The 18,195-nt window shown below is 64.1% G+C and carries 11 protein-coding genes; 7 read left to right on the top strand and 4 right to left on the bottom strand.

The features are described 5' to 3' along the window. Positions 1–4: 4 nt before the first annotated feature. The 6 genes from AB5Y50_RS12610 (at position 5) to AB5Y50_RS12635 (ending at position 8,137) form a co-directional block, all read left to right on the top strand. Positions 5–967, top strand: a complete 963-nt coding sequence (locus tag AB5Y50_RS12610) for an ion channel (protein ID WP_323579973.1) — start codon at positions 5–7, stop codon at positions 965–967. Between the two features lie 252 nt (positions 968–1,219). Next, the gene (gene xthA, locus AB5Y50_RS12615) at positions 1,220–2,026 is read left to right on the top strand and encodes an exodeoxyribonuclease III (RefSeq protein ID WP_010673667.1); all 807 of its coding nucleotides are present in this window, start codon (positions 1,220–1,222) and stop codon (positions 2,024–2,026) included. A 183-nt stretch (positions 2,027–2,209) separates the two neighbouring features. Next, entirely contained in the window at positions 2,210–2,704 is a 495-nt protein-coding gene (locus tag AB5Y50_RS12620) for a hypothetical protein (RefSeq protein WP_323579974.1), read from the top strand. A gap of 289 nt (positions 2,705–2,993) precedes the next feature. Next, positions 2,994–4,511, top strand: coding sequence for an efflux RND transporter periplasmic adaptor subunit (locus tag AB5Y50_RS12625; RefSeq protein ID WP_052815049.1), 1,518 nt, complete (start codon positions 2,994–2,996; stop codon positions 4,509–4,511). Between the two features lie 73 nt (positions 4,512–4,584). Continuing rightward, positions 4,585–7,734 carry an efflux RND transporter permease subunit gene (locus AB5Y50_RS12630; RefSeq protein ID WP_052815048.1) on the top strand — a complete coding sequence of 1,050 codons (3,150 nt, stop codon included), beginning with the start codon at positions 4,585–4,587 and terminating at the stop codon, positions 7,732–7,734. A gap of 31 nt (positions 7,735–7,765) precedes the next feature. Further along, a complete protein-coding gene (locus AB5Y50_RS12635) occupies positions 7,766–8,137 on the top strand; it encodes a copper-binding protein (RefSeq protein WP_043759198.1) in 372 nt (123 codons plus the stop codon). Between the two features lie 77 nt (positions 8,138–8,214). Here the strand turns inward: AB5Y50_RS12635 and AB5Y50_RS12640 are convergent, their stop codons facing one another. Then, positions 8,215–9,909 carry a pyridoxal-dependent decarboxylase gene (locus AB5Y50_RS12640; protein ID WP_053288283.1) on the bottom strand — a complete coding sequence of 565 codons (1,695 nt, stop codon included), beginning with the start codon at positions 9,907–9,909 and terminating at the stop codon, positions 8,215–8,217. 176 nt (positions 9,910–10,085) lie between these two features. After that, positions 10,086–11,099 (bottom strand): lipoate--protein ligase, encoded by a 1,014-nt coding sequence (locus AB5Y50_RS12645; protein ID WP_010673661.1) that lies wholly within the window; start codon positions 11,097–11,099, stop codon positions 10,086–10,088. Positions 11,100–11,567: 468 nt separating this feature from the next. Between AB5Y50_RS12645 and AB5Y50_RS12650 the strand changes: the two genes are divergently transcribed. Continuing rightward, a complete protein-coding gene (locus AB5Y50_RS12650) occupies positions 11,568–13,955 on the top strand; it encodes a diguanylate cyclase (RefSeq protein WP_368162952.1) in 2,388 nt (795 codons plus the stop codon). 33 nt (positions 13,956–13,988) lie between these two features. Here the strand turns inward: AB5Y50_RS12650 and AB5Y50_RS12655 are convergent, their stop codons facing one another. Both AB5Y50_RS12655 and AB5Y50_RS12660 read right to left on the bottom strand, forming a co-directional pair. After that, positions 13,989–17,147: an efflux RND transporter permease subunit gene (locus tag AB5Y50_RS12655; RefSeq protein WP_053288281.1), complete on the bottom strand. Its 3,159-nt coding sequence runs from the start codon at positions 17,145–17,147 to the stop codon at positions 13,989–13,991. Further along, positions 17,140–18,159 carry an efflux RND transporter periplasmic adaptor subunit gene (locus AB5Y50_RS12660; RefSeq protein WP_053288280.1) on the bottom strand — a complete coding sequence of 340 codons (1,020 nt, stop codon included), beginning with the start codon at positions 18,157–18,159 and terminating at the stop codon, positions 17,140–17,142. The genes AB5Y50_RS12655 and AB5Y50_RS12660 overlap by 8 nt, the downstream gene beginning before the upstream one ends. Positions 18,160–18,195 lie beyond the last annotated feature (36 nt).

The raw sequence follows: 18,195 nt of genomic DNA on the forward strand, positions 1-18,195 counted from the left end.
CACCATGGCAATGTGCCGATACCTGGTGGCCGATGGCCGCCACTGCACCGAAGAGGCAGGGGATCATGATCTCTGCCGCTGGCACGACCCCGCTGCGGCCCACAACACCCCTGATACCGCCCAGGCGCTGGAGCGCTATGTGCGCCAGGGGGGCCTGTGCCACGGCCTGCAACTGGCCCGCGCCGAGCTGGCGGATCTCAACCTGGTGAACAGGCAGGGTCCGGAGGGATTCTTGCTGGAGCAGTGCAACCTCTATCGCGCCAACCTGCGGGGGGCCCATCTCTACGGCATTCGCATCAAGGGCGGCAGCCTGATGAAGGCCGATCTGAGCGAAGCGAACCTCCACTGCGCTACCCTCGACGACGTCAACCTGCTCGGCATCCGCTGGAAGAACACCCGCCTCGACAACCTGGAGACTGGCAAGCGGCTGATGCAGGACAGAAAGGGGCGCCGCGAGTGGGACCCGGCGCAGGCCCGCGTCTGGTTCAAGGAGGCGGAGGAAACCTACCGGGATCTGCGCAAGGCCTCGGAGGCCCAGGGCATCTTCACCATGTCCGGTCGCTACATCCAGCAGGAGCTCACCATGCGCCGCCTGCAGATGCCGTTCTGGTCCTACCGCCGCTTCGCCTCCTGGATAGTGGATCTCTTCTGCGGTTACGGCGAGGCCCCCATGCGGGTGGTGCTCTTCTCCCTGCTGCTCATCGTCATCTGCAGCATTTTTTACTTCTTCTGCGGCCTCAACTTCGCGGGCACCCACCTCATCTATCGCCCGGACGCTCCTCTGGAGCAGAACGCCATCTTCCTGATGGAGTGCCTCTACTACAGCGTGGTGACCTTCACCACGCTGGGGTATGGGGACTTCACCCCGGTGGGGTTGTCGCGGATCTTCGCCGCCTTCGAAGCCTTTACCGGCAGCTTCACGCTGGCACTGTTCGTGGTGGTGTTTGTCAAGAAGATGACCCGCTAGAAACCTGTCCACGATCTTGCTGGGAAGCCGCTTCCAAGGCTCATGTGCTGCTCGCTTATGTGTCGCCAGGCGCTTCCATGTATACATATGCACTCAGGCTCCTCTGCTGCGCGTCACCTTGCTGACAGACTCTCGCGACAGATCGTGAACAGATTACCGAGCCGCTGCGCCAGTCACAGCCCCCGAACTTGCATCCATCGCGGATTCCTAGTCCAATAAGCGACGAACAAAAACGACATGAGCACCCCGAACATGAAGATCATCTCTTTCAATATCAATGGCCTGCGCGCCCGTCTTCATCAGTTGCAAGCCCTTATCGACAAGCACCAGCCGGACGTGATCGGCCTGCAGGAGATCAAGGTGCACGACGAAGCCTTCCCGGTCGCGGATGTGGAGGCCATGGGCTACCACGTGGTCTTCCACGGCCAGAAGGGGCATTACGGGGTCGCCATCATGAGCAAGCAGGCTCCCATCGAGGTGCAAAAGGGTTTCCCCACCGATCCGGAAGATGCCCAGCGCCGCATGATCATGGCCAGCTTCAAGCGGGAAGACGGCTCCGTCATCAAGGTGATGAACGGCTACTTCCCCCAGGGGGAGAGCCAGGATCACGAGACCAAGTTCCCGGCCAAGCAGAAGTTCTATGAAGACCTGCAGCACTACCTCGAGACCCACCACACCCCGGACGACCAGATAGCGCTGATCGGGGATATGAACATCTCCCCCACGGATCTCGACATCGGCATCGGCGAGGCGAACCGCAAGCGCTGGCTGCGGGATGGCAAGTGCTCCTTCCTGCCCATCGAGCGTGAATGGATGGAGCGCCTGAAAGGCTTCGGGTTGACCGACACCTTCCGCGCCGCCAACCCCACCGAGTGCGAGCGCTTCTCCTGGTTCGACTACCGCTCCAGGGGCTTTGACGAGAACCGGGGCCTGCGCATCGACCTCATCATGGCCTCCGACGCCCTCAAGGACAAAGTGACCGAGACCGGCATCGACTACGAGCTGCGCGGCATCGACAAGCCCTCGGATCACGCCCCCATCTGGACCTGCTTCGCCTGATCCCCACGCTAGGCTAGCCCTCGCCAAAAGACCCTGCCCCCGCCCATGCGGGGGCTTTTTCTGTTCACTGCCCCGCCCTTTCTTAATCCATGTCAATTCCCAGGCAGACGGCGCTTGCCAGGCCTTGACCTTCTCCTTTCGGCAAGGTTTAGATTCGGCCCATCCGTCACAGGGAAGCCACCCATGCTCTCATCGAGATTGCCCACCACGTTCATCGCCCGGCTATTGCTGGCGCTGGTGCTCGTCTGCAATCTGACCCTGTGCATCAGCTGGCATGGCGCGGCCACCGCCCTCCCGGGTGAGACCCAGGATGCCCTTCCGGCATCCTCCCCCTTGTCTCATGCGCTGCACGAGAGCCCGCCTGTGCAGCACGCCGCCATGAACCATGGCCAGGCCGACACAATTCCCCTCTCCTGCCATTCGGGCACCATGAGCCAGAGTGCCCCGTCTGGGGAGGAATGCCAGATGCAGGCCAGCTTCTCCGGTGCGGCCAATGCCCCGCCCCTGCTCGGCATGCTGTTGTCACTGCTGCTGATCCCCCTGCTGCTGCTCCCCTCTTCGTGGCATGTCGGCTCCCTGCTCGACAACTGGCTGAGGGATCCCTTCCTGCGCCTGCGCGGTACCCATCCCCCCTCCTGGCCCAGACGGCATCTGATGCTCTCTGTGCTGCGCCATTAGAAACCTCTTCTACCCCAGCCTGGGCAATGGTTCGCCATTGCAACAAGTGCCGTGCACCGGCCGACTCGTCGGCAGTGCTCCGTTTGCCGCCCAACCCGTTCGCTGTGATTCGAGTGTTGCGTGACGCAGGTGCGTGAATAACGCCTCTGCCCCGCCCCTGGACACGACGCTCATGCAGGAACCCGGTCAGGCGGCCTGATAGAAGAGAAGATGTAACCATGTCATCAGCCAAGATTTTCGCCGTTGCCGGCGCCCGCGCCTCCCGTTCGACTCGTGCCGGAGGCCTGCGATGAACAAGACCCTGATCCTGTCGACTCTGATGCTCGTCCTCGGGGCTGGCGGCGGTTACTGGGCCGCCACCAAGATGGGCGGCGCTACTACCGCCAAGGAGAAGGCCCCCCTCTACTGGGTCAATCCCATGGATCCCCGCGACAAGCGCGATGCCCCCGCCAAGGACAACATGGGGATGGACTTCATCCCCGTCTATGAAGAGAAACAGGGCGGCTCGCCGGGCACCGTTACCATCAGCCCCGAGATCCAGCAGAACCTGGGGGTGCGGCTGGCCAAGGTGGAAAAACTGCCCGTCCACCAGCAGATCGAGACGGTGGGCTATGTGGGATATGACGAGGAGCGCCTCGAAGCCATCAACTCCCGGATGGCGGGCTGGATCCGCAACCTCGCCATCAAGAACGAGGGGCAGCAGGTGGCCAGGGGCAGCTTCATCTACGATCTCTACGCCCCGGATCTGGTGAACGCCCAGCACGAGTACCTGCTGGCGCTCAATACCACCAACCCGCTGCTGCTGCGCGCCGCCGAAGGCAAGCTCAAGTCCCTGCAGGTACCGGCGGATCAGATAGCGGCCCTCAAGCGCACCCGCAAGGTGCAGGAGACGGTGCGCATCTATGCCCCGAGCAGCGGCTATGTCTCCGAGCTCAAGGTGCGTGAAGGCCAGTATGTGGAGCCCGCCGCCCCCCTCTTCAACATCAGTACCCTCAAGCAGGTGTGGGTGAGCGCCGAGGTGTTCGAGCGCCAGGCCGCCCAGATCAAGGTCGGCGATCCGGTCACCATGACCCTGGACTATGCCCCGGGCCGCCGCTGGCAGGGTCGGGTGGACTACCTCTACCCGACGCTCGATGCCAGTACCCGCACCCTGCGGGTCCGCCTGCGCTTCGACAACCCGGACGAGTTCCTGAAACCCAACATGTTCGCCAAGGTGAGCATCGGCACCGGCAAGGGGGAACCCCGCCTGGTGGTGCCGAGCGAAGCGGTGATCCGCACCGGCAGCCAGGACCGGCTGGTGCTGGCGCTGGGAGATGGCAACTTCAAGTCGGTGGCCGTCACCCTGGGCCCCCAGTTTGGTGACAAGGTCGCCATCCAGGAGGGGGTCGAAGCCGGTGACAGCATCGTCAGCTCGGCCCAGTTCCTGCTCGACTCAGAATCGGCCATCGATTCGGACTTCCAGCGCATGACGGCGGTGCGTCCCATGCAGGTGTGGACCCAGGGCCAGGTGCAGAACATCGATCTCGCCGGGCGTACCCTCGGCATCTCTCACCAGCCCATTCCCGAGTGGCAGTGGCCCGCCATGGAGATGGACTTCACCGTGGCCGACGGCGTGGACATCAGCCAGCTGAAACCGGATCAGACCCTGCATCTGCAGGTGGAGCAGGAGGGGGACGAGTACCGCATCATCCAGATCCATGTGGAAGACAAACCGGCAGCAGACGAGCCGATGAAAGAGGCCAAGGGCGAGATGCCAGGCATGGAAGGCATGGATCACAGCCAGCACCAGATGGGGGATAAATCATGATCCCGGCCATGCTTCGCTGCATTGAGCACAAACCCAATCGGCTGCCAGCCCACCGAATGAGAGGAGCCCAGTCATGATCCCTGCCATCATTCGCTGGTCCGTCGGCAACCGCTTCCTGGTGCTGCTGCTGACCGTCATGCTCACCGCCTGGGGCCTCTGGTCGGTCAAGCAGACCCCGGTGGACGCCCTGCCGGATCTCTCCGACGTCCAGGTGATCATCAAGACCTCCTACCCGGGCCAGGCGCCCCAGGTGGTGGAGGATCAGGTGACCTACCCCCTCACCACCGCCATGCTGGCGGTGCCGGGGGCCACCACGGTGCGCGGCTACTCCTTCTTCGGCGACTCCTTCGTCTATGTGCTGTTTGACGACGACACCGACCTCTACTGGGCCCGCGCCCGGGTGCTGGAGTATCTGAGCCAGGTGGCCCCCAATCTGCCCGCCGGGGCCCAGCCCCAGCTCGGGCCGGACGCCACCGGGGTGGGCTGGGTCTACCAGTACGCCCTGGTGGACAAGAGCGGCAAGCACGATCTCAGCGAGCTCACGTCACTGCAGAACTGGTTTCTGAAATACGAGCTGCAGACGGTGAACGGCGTATCCGAAGTCGCCACTGTGGGCGGCATGGTGCGCCAGTACCAGGTGCGGGTCGATCCGGACAAGCTGCGGGCCTACGGCATTCCGCTCTCCCTCATCGAGACCGCCATCAAGCAGGGCAACCAGGAGACCGGCGCCTCCGTCATCGAGATGGCGGAAGCGGAGTACATGGTTCGTTCGAATGGCTACCTCAAGAGCGTCGAGGATCTGAAGCAGATCCCGCTCGGCACCAATGTGCGGGGCGCCCCCCTGCTGCTGGGTGACGTGGCCGACGTGGTGACCGGTCCCCAGAGCCGGCGCGGTATCGCCGAGCTCAACGGCGAAGGGGAAGTGGTGGGCGGCATCATCGTCATGCGTTTTGGCGAGAATGCCCAGCACACCATCGACGGGGTCAAGGCACGGCTGGCCGAGCTCAAATCCAGCCTGCCCGACGGGGTGGAGATCGTCACCGTGTACGATCGATCCGACCTTATCCAGCGCGCCATCGACAACCTCTCCGCCAAGCTGGTGGAGGAGTTCGCCGTGGTGGTGCTGGTGTGTCTCGCCTTCCTGTTCCACCTGCGCTCGTCGCTGGTGGTGGTCATCACCCTCCCTATCGCGATTTTGACCGCCTTTATCGTGATGCACCTGCAGGGGATCAACGCCAACATCATGTCGCTGGGGGGCATCGCCATCGCCATCGGCGCCATGGTGGACGGCGCCATCGTGATGATAGAGAACGTCCACAAGCACATGGAGCGGGAGGCGCTCACCGACAAGAACCGCTGGCGGATCATCACGGAGGCGAGCATCGAGGTGGGGCCGGCGATTTTCTTCTCCCTGCTCATCATCACCATGAGCTTCCTGCCGGTGTTTGCCCTGGAGGCGCAGGAGGGACGGATGTTCCACCCGCTGGCCTACACCAAGACCTACGCCATGGCCGCCGCCGCCGCGCTCGCCATCACGCTGGTGCCGGTCATCATGGGCTATTTTATCCGCGGCAAGGTATTGCCCGAGCAGGCCAACCCCCTCAACCGTGGCTTGAGCCAGGCCTATGTGCCCCTGCTCAATGCCGTGCTGGCCCGCCCCAAGACCACCCTCGCCGCCGCCCTGGTGGTCACGGTCGCGGGTTTCTGGCCGCTCCAGCACCTGGGCTCCGAGTTCATACCGCCGCTCGATGAGGGGGACATCATGTACATGCCCACCACGGCGACCAACATCTCGGTGGGCAAGGCGCGGGAGATTTTGCAGCAGACCGACAAACTCATCCGCACCGTGCCCGAGGTACAGAACGTGTTCGGCAAGGCGGGGCGCGCCGACTCGGCCACCGACCCGGCGGATCTGGTGATGATGGAGACCAGCATCCAGCTCAAGCCCCGCGATCAGTGGCGTCCCGGCATGACCCCGGAGAAGCTGAAAGAAGAGCTCGACTCCCTCATCCGCTTCCCCGGCCTCACCAACGCCTGGGTGCCCCCCATCAAGACCCGTATCGACATGCTGGCCACCGGCATCAAGACCCCGGTGGGGATCAAGATCGCCGGCCCCGACCTCAAGGTGGTCCAGCAGATTGGCCAGCAACTCGAGCAAATTGTCGGCAAGGTGGAAGGCGCTGCCTCCGTCTACGCCGAGCGGGTGGCGGGCGGTCGCTACGTCAAGGTGGATATCGATCGGCTCAAGGCGGCCCGCTACGGCCTCAACATCGCCGACGTGCAGGCGGTGCTCGCCACCGCGGTGGGCGGCATGGACGTGGGGCAGACCATTGAGGGGCGCGAACGTTACCCCATCAACCTGCGCTATCCCCAGAGCTATCGCGATTCGGTGGCCAGCCTCGAACTGCTGCCCCTGGTCACCCCCAAGGGTGAGCGGATCGCCCTGGCGGACGTGGCCCGGGTCTACATCAGCGACGAGGCGCCCATGCTGCGCAGCGAAAACGCACGCCTCAACGGCTGGGTCTACGTGGACATCCGTGGCCGCGACATCGGCTCCTTTGTGGCAGAGGCCAAGGCCGAGGTGGACAAGCAGCTGGTGCTGCCACCGGGTTACGCCCTCACCTGGTCAGGTCAGTACGAATACATGGAGCGGGCCATGGAGCGCCTCACCTACGTGGTGCCCCTGACCCTCGCCATTATCGTGCTGCTGCTCTATCTCGCGTTTCACCGCTTCCAGGAGGTGCTGCTCATCCTCACCACCCTGCCGCTGGCGGTGGTCGGGGGGATCTGGGCCGTCTGGCTGCTCGACTTCAACCTCTCGGTGGGCGTCGGCGTCGGCTTCATCGCCCTGGCCGGGGTGGCCGTGGAGACGGGGGTGCTGATGCTGGTCTACCTCAACCACGCCTGGGACGATCTGGTGGCCAGCGGCAAACCGGACAAGGCCGGCCTGCACCAGGCGGTCATTCACGGCGCCGCCCTGCGCCTGCGCCCCAAGATGATGACGGTGGTCACCATCATCGCCGGCCTTCTGCCCATCATGTGGAGCCATGGCACCGGCTCGGAGGTGATGCAGCGAATCGCCGCCCCCATGATCGGCGGCATGGTGACGGCGCTGGTGCTGACCCTGCTGGTGCTGCCCGCCGCCTACTACCTGTGGCGCAGCCGCACCCTGAAAACCCTTGAACACACGACGTCGCAGACGGATACCCCGACTGCACCCTGATCAACCGGACAACACAAACAAGGAAACCATCATGAACTACAAGACGCTGACGCTGACCCTGCTATTGGGCCTCGCCACCCACACCGGCCTGCAGGCCGAGGAGATGATGAACCACGAAGGGCACGACATGAGCCAGATGGGGGAGATGGGCCAGATGGAGGGCATGGATGGCATGGAGGAGAAGGTGATGACCAAGGGGGTCATCAGCCGTATCGACACGCAAAACGGCAAGGTAGGCATCAAGCACGAGGCCATCGCGAACCTCAAGATGCCCCCCATGACCATGGTCTTCCAGGTGGCCGATCCCGCCCTGATGGAAGGGTTCAAGGTCGGGGATGCGGTGAGCTTCCACGCCGAAAGTCCGGCTGGAAAGCTCACGGTGACGAAGCTGCAGAAGCAGTAACCACTCACAAGGGCAGTAAAAAAACGGCGGGTTGAACCCGCCGTTTTGTTGTCTGCTTGTCAGCGCCGGGCCGATCCTCAGCCGCGAATGTGGTCGATAAAGGCGTCGATCTGCTCGCGGCTGCAAGCCGGGTTCATGAATACCGCCTTTTCCCCGGCGATGTAGGAGTAACGGCCGCGCGCGTCGTATTCCGAGTGCGCCACCGCCTCCACCCAGTTGGTGTAGAGCCCCACCTTGCCGCGTCCCTTGAACAGGCTGCGGTGATACTCGGTGTTGCGGGCCAGCCGCGCCTTGTAGGCCGCATCCGGGCTGCGGGCCAGCTCGAAGGCGAACTCCGCCTCGGGGTCCTGTACCCACTCGGGGTTGTAGATCTTGAAGCCGACACTGGGCCCCTGGTTCTCCTGGGCCACCAGCTTGACGTTGCCGAGCTGGCTTAACCGGAAGCGGAAGTAGTTGGCGTTTTGCAGGCAGTGGGCCAGCACGGTGCGATAGCCCTCCACCCCCAGGTAGTTGAGGGCCGCATAGGCACCGAACAGGCCGCTCGCCCCGCGGGAGCACTCGATGGTGGACTGCAGGTGGGTCTGACCCTGAATGTCCCGCTCAAAGTAGGAGAAGTTCTCCGGGTCGTTCTCCATCGCCTTGAGATCGCTCTGCTCCTTGATCATCACCAGGCTGGAGGTGTAGGGCACATAGCCCCACTTCTGGAAGTCGACGGTGAAGGAGTCGGCATATCTGAGCTCGGCGAAGCGGCTCACGTTGCGCTCGATCCCCGCTAGGGTGGCGGCGTTGATGGCCAGCGGGTTGGCGGCAAAGTCGTAGTCCAGGAAGAAGATCATCGACCAGCCGATGGCGGCGTCGACGTGGATGTGGGGCCTGACCGCCACCTCGAACCGCTCGCAGAGGCGATCCCGCAGCTCGACCACGGGTTTGACCCTATCCACCCCGAAGGTGTCGGTGGTGCCCATGGTGAGCATGATGGTGGGCACCACGTGATGAAGGGCGAAGCAGGCGGTCAGGGTACGCTCGAGGTGGTCGAGATCGATGTCGTTGTTCTCGCCCACCTGGATGCGGATGGTCTTGTTCTCGATGTCCACCCCGAGCAGGGAGAGGTTGGTGATGTTGGAGTAGTGGCCGCCCTGGGAGTTGATGATGCGGTAATCCTGATAGTGGCCTAGCCCCTTGTGCTTGGCCTGTGGCAGGCTCTTGCGGATGCCGAGCAGGTAGCCGTAGAGGTTACAAAACGTCCCCCCCTGGGTGAAGATGCCGGTGGCGCGGGCCGGGTCGTAACCCGCCAGCAGCGCTATCTGGCGCACCACCTTCTTCTCCAGCTCCTCGGCCACCCCGGCGTATTCGGAGTAGACCAGGTTGGGATTGGCCAGAATACCCATCTGGGCGCCATAGATGGCGGGATCCGCCGACATGGTGATGACGTTCTCGACGCTGGAGGGGTTCTCCCAATCCTTTGACAGGGCGCCGGCAAACAGCAGCTCCGCCATGGGCTCCCCCGGCGTGCGCATGGTGGCCGGCACCGGCATGGTTTCGCAGAGATCCGCCAGACGGGCGCGGCCATCGGGCCAGGCATTGAGCCGCGCATCCGGCGCCAGTCCACGGGCGCGAAACTCGTTGAGGGTGGCAAAGCCGGGCTCGCGAAAGACCGGCCAGAGGTCGGGGTTGCGTGAGAAAAAGTGGGCTTTGACGGTGGCAAAACGGCGGGCGAATTCGGGGGAGACGGCGTTGACGCCCTCATCTTTCAGATAGACCAAGTGATTCATTTTTATACCATTTATACTGCTGAGGTGCGGTTTTTATACTCCAGTGACACCTCTATCAACAGAGACAATAACTAATGGTCTGCCCTACTTTTTGTCATGTTGGCGCCCTGACGGGCGCCGCGCCCTCTCTCCCCTCTTTTCCCCTGTTCATCTTGTGATCCTGGCCATGGGCAAGGTCAGCGCAGGGCGGTCAGCAGCCATGCCGAAAACCCTTCCAGCTCGGGGTTGGCCGAAAACGTCGCCCGCCACTGACGCAGCAACTCGTCGATGGCCTCGGGACGATAGGCCACCCCGGGCAGGCGTGCGGCCAGGTCATCCAGGGGCGCAGGGTCCAGGGTGTCGCTGAAGATCTGTGCCCGTCCTATCACCCCCTTCTCCACGTCGAAATGAAGCTCGACCCCGCCCCAGGGGAAGCGCTCGTCCAGTTGATGGCTGAACGCAGGCGCATGGCCGAAGTTCCACTCCCAGCTGCGCTGGCGGGCGAAGGTCTCGGCAAAGCCCGGCAGATCGGGCATCTGCTCAGGGGAGATGTGCTCGGGCTGCACCACCTCACCGTGATGGGCAAAGAAGGCGTCGCACAGGGCCTGCACCACCTGCTCATGACCCAGGCCAGGCAACAGCTCGCCAAGGTTCGCCACCCGGCTTCTCACCGAGCTGATACCCTTGGCCGCCAGCTTCTTGGGGTCGGGATTGAGGTAGTGGGCGAGGCGGCCGAGGTCAGCGTCCAGCAGCAGGGTACCGTGGTGAAAGCCGCGATCATGGGTCTCCCGGTAGGCCGAACCCGACACCTTGCGATCCCCGTCCGGGGTAGCCACCAGCAAGTCGTTGCGCCCGGAGGCAAAAGCACTCACACCGAGCCTGGCGAGGGCATCGATGACGATGGTGGTGGAGACGCTCTTGTCATAGCCGGGCTTGCCCGCCATGAAGGTGAAACAGCTGTTGCCAAGGTCGTGGAACACGGCGCCACCCCCGCTGCTGCGCCGGGCCAGGGTCACCCCGTCCTCTTCCATGCGGCGGGTATTGCACTCCTTCCAGGGGTTCTGGGCCCGGCCGATCACTACGGTATTGGCGTTGCGCCACAGGAACAGCACCCGCTGGTTCGGATCCATCTGACGGAAGATGCACTCCTCCACCGCCAGGTTGAACAGGGGATCGTGGGAGTCGGAGAGCAGCAGGCGCAAGGAAGACATGACAGGACCTTCTCGGGAAACAGGAAACGGATGACTACCATACCACCCTGAACGAAGGAAGGCGTCCCCCGACCGCCACAGGTCGACACCCGATACGGACAAGAGCATCAACTTCTGATACAACAGGAGAAGATAAGAGGGAATTGCCGAAAACACGCAATCTGTCATTAACAGGCGAGAAGAGAGGCGGCAGCCATCCCTCCTGGAATGACACCTAATGCCCTTGTCACCGGGCCGGTGACGAGTCAACAAGGTTTCAAAATGAGCCGTGACGCCCATTGACGTGATGAATGACACAAAAATGACTTTTAATACCTCCCGCGCCCCATCTTATTGGGGCCTGCTCCCCTTGCGAATAACAGGAAATTGTTTGACTCTAGCCAGAAGAGCACCTCCCGAGAGAACAGCGGTATGACGGAGTCCGATGCATCTCGCCAGCCTGTACGCTGGCTTCTGCCCTTCTGGGTGATGATTGCCACCCTGACCACGGCTCCCCTCAGGGCGGATGAGCGCGTCATCCTGCAACTTCCCTGGCAGCACCAGTTCCAGTTTGCCGGTTACTACGCCGCCATCGCCAAGGGGTTCTACCGGGAGGCCGGTCTGCAGGTCACCCTGCGGGAGGCGGGGCCGGGCACCGACGTCATCAATGAAGTCACCACGGGTCGCGCCCAGTTCGGCATCCGCGGCAGCGATCTGCTGCTGGCCCGGGCAGCAGGTCGCCCTGTGGTGGTGCTCGCCGCCATGTTGCAGCACTCCCCCCTGATGCTCATCACCCTAGAGCGGCCGGATATCCAGACTCCGGGCGATCTGGCCAACAAGCGGCTGATGCTCGAACCCGGCTCCAACGAGCTGCTCACCTACCTGCATCGCTACACTCGCAGCCGGCAGTGGGAGACCCTGCCCTACGAGCGGGGGGTACAGGCACTGCTGAGGGGCCAGGCGGACGCCATCAGCGCCTACAGCACAACCGAGCCCTTCACCCTGCAGCAACAGGGCATTCCCTACCGGGTGTTCAGCCCCCGCGACATCGGGTACGACTTCTACGGAGACAACCTCTTCACCTCGGAGAGTGAGGTCATCAACCAGCAGGAGCGGGTCCAGCGCTTCTTGCAGGCCAGCCTCAAGGGGTGGCGCTATGCCATGGATCATCCCGAAGAGATGATCAACCTGATCCTGGAGCACTACCCCAGCGGGGCCGGGCGCGAGGCGCTCGCCTTCGAGGCCCGTGAAACCCGGGCCCTGATGCAGCCCGACATCATCGAGCCCGGCTACATGCAGCAGGATCGCTGGCAGCAGATCGCCCGCACCTACCAGGAGGCCGGGATGATCAAGGCGGTGCCCAACCTCACCCCCTTCCTCTACAACAGTACCCAGGCTAGCCTTCGCCAGCAGCGCCAACTGCTCGACAGGAGCGTGGCCATCGCCATGCTGATCTCCTTCTCCCTGCTGGCCCTGCTCGGCGTCTTCCTGCACCTCTATCTGCGTCTGCGGGAAGAGGCCAGTGACCGACAGCGGCTCACCCGGGAACTGGCCCAGCGCGAGCAACACTACCGCTTCGTGGCGGAGAACAGCGGCGACGTGATCTGGACCATGGACACCGACAGCCTGCGTTTTCGTTACATCAGCCCCGCCATCGCGTCCCTGAGCGGCTATGAACCCGCCGAACTCTTTGCCCTCTCCCTGCGCCAGCTGCTCCCCGATGAGTCCTGGAAACAGCTTCGCGACGGCATCACCGCCTCCCTCGAGGCCTGGCAACGGGGGGATCATGGGCAGACCCGGTGCGTTATCCACTCCCAGCTGCGCCACAAGCAGGGTCATCTGGTGACCATCGAGACGGTCACCACCTTGCACGGCAGCACCAGCACAAGACCGGACGCCATTTTGGGGGTGACCCGGGATGTCACCGAACGTTCGGCCCGGGAGGAGATGATGCGCCGCCTCGCCTTCTATGACCCCCTCACCGGCCTGGCCAACCGCGGCCTGCTGCAACAGCGGCTCAAGGAGACCCTGGAGCAGGCTCCCCAGCAGCCCCTGGCCCTGGTCTTCATCGATCTCGACCACTTCAAACCCATCAATGACACCTTCGGCCACGAAACCGGCGACCTGCTGCTCAAGCTGGTGGCCGAGCGCATGGGGGAGTGCGTCAGGGAAGAAGATCTGGTGGCACGCCTTGGGGGGGACGAATTCGTGATCATGCTGCCCGATACGGATGCCTCGGCCCTCGCGGTCGCCGACAAGCTGCACCACTGCCTGCATCACCCCTTCCAGCTTGAACAGCAGGCGCTGCGCATCTCCGGCAGCATAGGGGTCGCCCTCTATCCGGATCACGGCACCGACCCCAAGACCCTGATGCACCACGCCGATCAGGCCATGTATCAGGCCAAGCACCATGGCCGGGGCAGGGTCTGCCTGTTTTCCTCCGGGCAGGAGCCCCTCCCCGGCACCCTGCAATGGCAGCCCGCCCACGCATGCGGCCACCCCCGCATCGATGCGGACCACCGCCAGCTCTACCTGCTGGCCAACCGCTTGCTCGAGCACATGCAGGATCCCGGCATCCATCCGGATGCCTTGCTGGCAGACATGGCGCAGATATTCGAGATGGCGCGCCAGCACTTCCTCCTCGAAGAGCAGGTCCTCGCGCAATATGGCTATGAGGAGCTGGCGGCCCATCGCCAGGAGCACCAGCATCTGCTGAAAAAAGCCGGTCAGCTGATGGCGGCCGCACAGGCGGGCACCCTTGGCAACGACGCCCTGCTCAATTTCATCATCCAGGAGCTGGTCGTGGGTCACATGAGCCAGGCGGATCGCCGTTATTTCCCCCTGATGAAAACCTGCGATGCCCGCGAGGCGGTGTGATGCCAGAAAACAGGGGGCACGTGCCCCCTGTGTTTACCTCTGACTTCGGCGAACAAGCAGGCTGTAGTAGAGCAGCGGGATCACCATCAGGGTGAGCAGGGTGGAAACCAGGATCCCGAAGATAAGGCTGATGGCGAGGCCATTGAAGATGGGGTCATCTAGGATGAAAAGCGCCCCTATCATGGCCGCCAGCGCCGTCAGCATGATGGGTTTGGCCCGCACCTGCGCCGCCTCGATCACTGCCTGTTCGAACACCACGCCACTCGCCCGCTGCTGCTCAATAAAGTCCACCAGCAGGATGCTGTTGCGCACGATGATCCCGGCCAGTGCGATCATCCCGATCATCGAGGTGGCGGTAAACTGGGCCCCCAGCAGGGCGTGGCCCGGCATCACCCCGATGAGGGTGAGCGGAATGGGGGCCATGATGATGAGCGGCACCAGATAGGAGCGGAACTGGGCCACCACCAGCAGGTAGATGAGGATCATCCCCACCCCATAGGCCAGCCCCATGTCGCGGAAGGTCTCGTAGGTTATCTTCCACTCCCCGTCCCACAACAGCGCCACCTCCCCCAGCTTGTCGGGCTGATGTACGTAATACTGTGGCAGCGAGATGTCGGCACCGGCGGCAAACATGCCGTAGAGCGGGCTGTCGGTATGGCCGCCCATGTCAGCCACCACCATCACCATGGGCTGCATGTTCTTGTGCATGAGGTAGCTGGGGGCCACCTCGTCACGACGGCTCACCAGCTCGGAGACCCGCACCAGCTGGCCGCTCTGGCTGCGCACCTTGAGGGCCAGCACACCCGCCAGATCCCGTTTGTCACCGGGGGCCAGCTCGATGCGGATCGGCACCGGATACTTGGCGCCTTGCCCCTGCAGCCAGCTGGCATCCTGATAACCCACGCCCCCGTTGAGGGTCGCCACCAGATCCCCGAGATCGACCCCGAGCAGGGCCGCCTGGGCGCGATCCACCACCAGCCGCCACTTGGGCTGAGGGTCGGTCAGATAGATGTCCACGTCCACCAGATCCGCCGTGGCCACGAAGCGGGCCTGTATGGCGCGGGCAGCGGCTTCACGGGCGGCCTGCGTCGGGCCATACACTTCCGCGACGATGGGTGACCAGACAGGCGGTCCCGGGGGCACCTCCACTACCTTGAGGTTGCCCCCTGCCGCACTGGCGATGGCCTGCAAGGGCGCACGCACCGACCGGGCAATCTCGTGACTGCTGCGATCCCGTTCATGCTTGTCCACCAGATTGACCTGGATGTCCCCCACGTTGGCGCCGCTGCGGATGAAGTAGTGGCGCACCAACCCGTTGAAGTTGATGGGGGCGGCGGTGCCGGCGTAGATCTGGTAATCCTTCACCTCGGGCACCCTGGCGAGCTCCCGACCCACCGCCAGCAGGGTGCGCTCGGTCTGCTCCAGGGTCGCCCCCTCCGGCATGTCGAGCACCAGCTGGAATTCCGACTTGTTGTCAAAGGGGAGCATCTTGAGCACCACCCACTGCACCACCGGCATGGCAGCCGCCCCCGCCACCAGCAGCAGAATGACCAGCCAAAGCTTATGTCTCGCTCTCCTGGCACCCGCCCCCATCAGAAAGGGGGTCATCAGCCGGTGAAAGAGCCCGGCCTTGGCCTCGCCGTGGGCACCGTGCGCCTCCCCCTTGAGCAAATGGCTCGCCAGCCAAGGGGAGAAGATAAAGGCCACCAGCAGGGAGATGAGCATCCCCATGCTGGCATTGATGGGGATGGGGCTCATGTAGGGGCCCATCAGGCCGCTGACGAAGGCCATGGGCAGCAGGGCCGCGATGACGGTCAGGGTCGCCAGAATGGTCGGCCCCCCCACCTCGTCCACCGCGCCCGGAATGAGATCCTTGAGGGAACCCTTGCCCAGGCCACGATGGCGGTGGATGTTCTCCACCACGACGATGGCGTCATCCACCAGGATGCCGATGGAGAAAATAAGCGCAAAGAGGGACACACGGTTGAGGGTAAAGCCCCACGCCCAACTGGCAAACAGGGTCAGCGCCAGGGTGATGACGATGGCGACCCCCACCACCAGCGCCTCGCGCCACCCCATGCTCACCAGCACCAGCAATACCACCGCCGTGGTGGCAAAGATGAGCTTGCCGATGAGGGTGTTGGATTTGGTCTCGGCGGTGACGCCGTAGTCACGGGTCACCGTCACCTCGACGCCAGCCGGGATGAGCCGGTTCCTGAGGCTCTCGACCCGTGCCTCCACCCGCTTGGCCACCTCCACCGCGTTCTGCCCCGGCTGCTTGCCGATGGCCAGGGTCACCGCCGGGTAGCTGGCTTGCCCCTGCCCCATCCAGCTGCGCTGGACCGGGGTCTCTTCCCCAAGCCCCACCCGGGCCACCTCACCGAGATAGACGGGCTTGCCGTCGTGCAACCCCACCACCAGCTCGCGGGCCTCCTGCTCGCTTTGCAGGAACTGCCCCACCTGCACCTTGATTTCCCGGTTATCCTGCACCACGGCCTGCTCGCTGCCCACCCGGTTGGCGGCCGCAAGTCGCTGGCTCAGCTCGCCCCAGCTGATGCCATGGGCGCTGAGGGCCGCCGGGTCCGGCATCACCCGCAGCACGGCGCGCTGGCCCCCCAGGCTGTAGATGTCCCGGGTACCGGGAATGCGCTTGAGTTCGGTCTCCAGCTCGTGGGCGACCCGGGTCAGATCGGGGGCCCCCAGTTGCTTGCTCCAGAGGGTCAGACTGACGATGGGAACATCATCGATCCCCCGGGGTTTTACCAGTGGCTGACCGACTCCGATCCCCTGTGGCAACCAGTCGCGGTTGGAGTCGAGCTGGTTGTTGAGATCCACGATGGCCTGCTCCCGGCTCACGCCTACCTTGAACACCACCACCAGCAGGGCACCATCGGGTTGGGAGAAGGAGTAGAGGGTATCTATCCCCTTTATCTGGGAGACCACCTGCTCGGCAGGGGTGGTGACGAGGGATTCCACCTCTGCCGGGCTGGCGCCCGGGAAGGGAATGTAGACGTCGGCGAAGGTGACATCGATCTGGGGCTCCTCCTCCTTGGGGGTCACCAGCACGGCAAAGAGGCCGAGCAAGAGCCCCACCAGCGCCAGCAGCGGGGTGATGGCCGAGCCCTGAAACAGGGCCGCCAGCCGACCCGCCGGCCCCAGGTGGCCATGGTTGTCGTTCAGATCGCTACTCATGGGGCACCTCCTGTTGACGGGTCCAGGCATCGGGGGCCAGGGTGTCACCGCCCTTGAGACCCGCCAGGACCTCGCACAGCCCAGCCTCGCAGTGGCCGACCCGCACCGGGGTCAGGGCCCAGCCCTCCCCCTCTTTGAGGTAGACGCCGTTGAACTCCCCTTGCCGCAGCAGGGCGGGCTCCGGCACTTGCAACACCTGACGCTCACCCTGTTTGAGCTGCACCTTGAGCCACATGCCAGGCAGCACCCCTGCCGTGTTCGACGGCAGATCGAGGCGCAGCCGGAAACTGTGGCTCTGGCTGTCGGCGTAGTTGAAGCGGGTCAGCTTGACGGGAGTCACGGCCTTGCCACCGGGCAGCAGCACCTGCACATCCGACGGCTGGCCGGCGAGAGCCAGCGCGGACTGGGGCAGCTCCAGCTCCACCCTCAGCTCGCCCAGGGAGAAACCGGATAGCAGCGGCGTACCGGGGGCCACCGTCTCCCCCAGCTCCACCAGCCGCCTGGTCACCACCCCGGCGTAGGGGGCGAGGATACGGGTATAGCCGTAGGCTTCCCGGGCCTGGATGAGGGCGGCCTCGGCGGCATTGACCTCGGCACGGGCGGCCCGATCCGTTGCCTGGGCGTTGTCGAGCTGGGCCCGGGTGATCACCCCCTTGGCGATGAGGGCCTGATAACGGGTGAGCTGGCGCTCGGCCTCCACCTGCTGGGCCTGGGCCCTGGCCACCCGCGCCTCGGCGCCGGTCACGGCGGCAGACTGCTCCTTGCCGCTTATCTCGAGCAGGGGCTGCCCGGCCTGTACCTCGTCATTCACATCCACCAGCATGCGGGAGACCCGGCCACTGGTCTGGGCCGCGACCGTCCCCTGATGAATGGCGCTCACGGTACCGCTCAGGGTGAGCCAGTCGGTGACGCGCTGCGGGGTCAGCGTCAGCGACCCCTTGGCCTCCTCGGCCGCCACCAGGGTGGATGTCATGACCAGCAGGGTGGTCACCAGCAACCGGATTGTGTTCATCATGATTCTCCTTCCCTGGCTCATGGGCACCTTGAA

This window comes from Aeromonas sp. s6, assembly GCF_040907815.1.
Classification (GTDB): Bacteria; Pseudomonadota; Gammaproteobacteria; order Enterobacterales; family Aeromonadaceae; genus Aeromonas; species Aeromonas caviae.

What these genes read in the sequence shown, in the direction of transcription:
- AB5Y50_RS12625 (WP_052815049.1), top strand. Translation starts at nt 2,994, where the DNA reads ATGAACAAGACCCTGATCCTGTCGACTCTGATGCTCGTCCTCGGGGCT.
- AB5Y50_RS12645 (WP_010673661.1), bottom strand. Translation starts at nt 11,099, where the DNA reads ATGTCTTCCTTGCGCCTGCTGCTCTCCGACTCCCACGATCCCCTGTTC.
- AB5Y50_RS12660 (WP_053288280.1), bottom strand. Translation starts at nt 18,159, where the DNA reads ATGAACACAATCCGGTTGCTGGTGACCACCCTGCTGGTCATGACATCC.
- AB5Y50_RS12610 (WP_323579973.1), top strand. Translation starts at nt 5, where the DNA reads ATGGCAATGTGCCGATACCTGGTGGCCGATGGCCGCCACTGCACCGAA.
- AB5Y50_RS12620 (WP_323579974.1), top strand. Translation starts at nt 2,210, where the DNA reads ATGCTCTCATCGAGATTGCCCACCACGTTCATCGCCCGGCTATTGCTG.
- AB5Y50_RS12635 (WP_043759198.1), top strand. Translation starts at nt 7,766, where the DNA reads ATGAACTACAAGACGCTGACGCTGACCCTGCTATTGGGCCTCGCCACC.
- AB5Y50_RS12650 (WP_368162952.1), top strand. Translation starts at nt 11,568, where the DNA reads ATGATTGCCACCCTGACCACGGCTCCCCTCAGGGCGGATGAGCGCGTC.
- xthA (WP_010673667.1), top strand. Translation starts at nt 1,220, where the DNA reads ATGAAGATCATCTCTTTCAATATCAATGGCCTGCGCGCCCGTCTTCAT.
- AB5Y50_RS12640 (WP_053288283.1), bottom strand. Translation starts at nt 9,909, where the DNA reads ATGAATCACTTGGTCTATCTGAAAGATGAGGGCGTCAACGCCGTCTCC.
- AB5Y50_RS12655 (WP_053288281.1), bottom strand. Translation starts at nt 17,147, where the DNA reads ATGAGTAGCGATCTGAACGACAACCATGGCCACCTGGGGCCGGCGGGT.
- AB5Y50_RS12630 (WP_052815048.1), top strand. Translation starts at nt 4,585, where the DNA reads ATGATCCCTGCCATCATTCGCTGGTCCGTCGGCAACCGCTTCCTGGTG.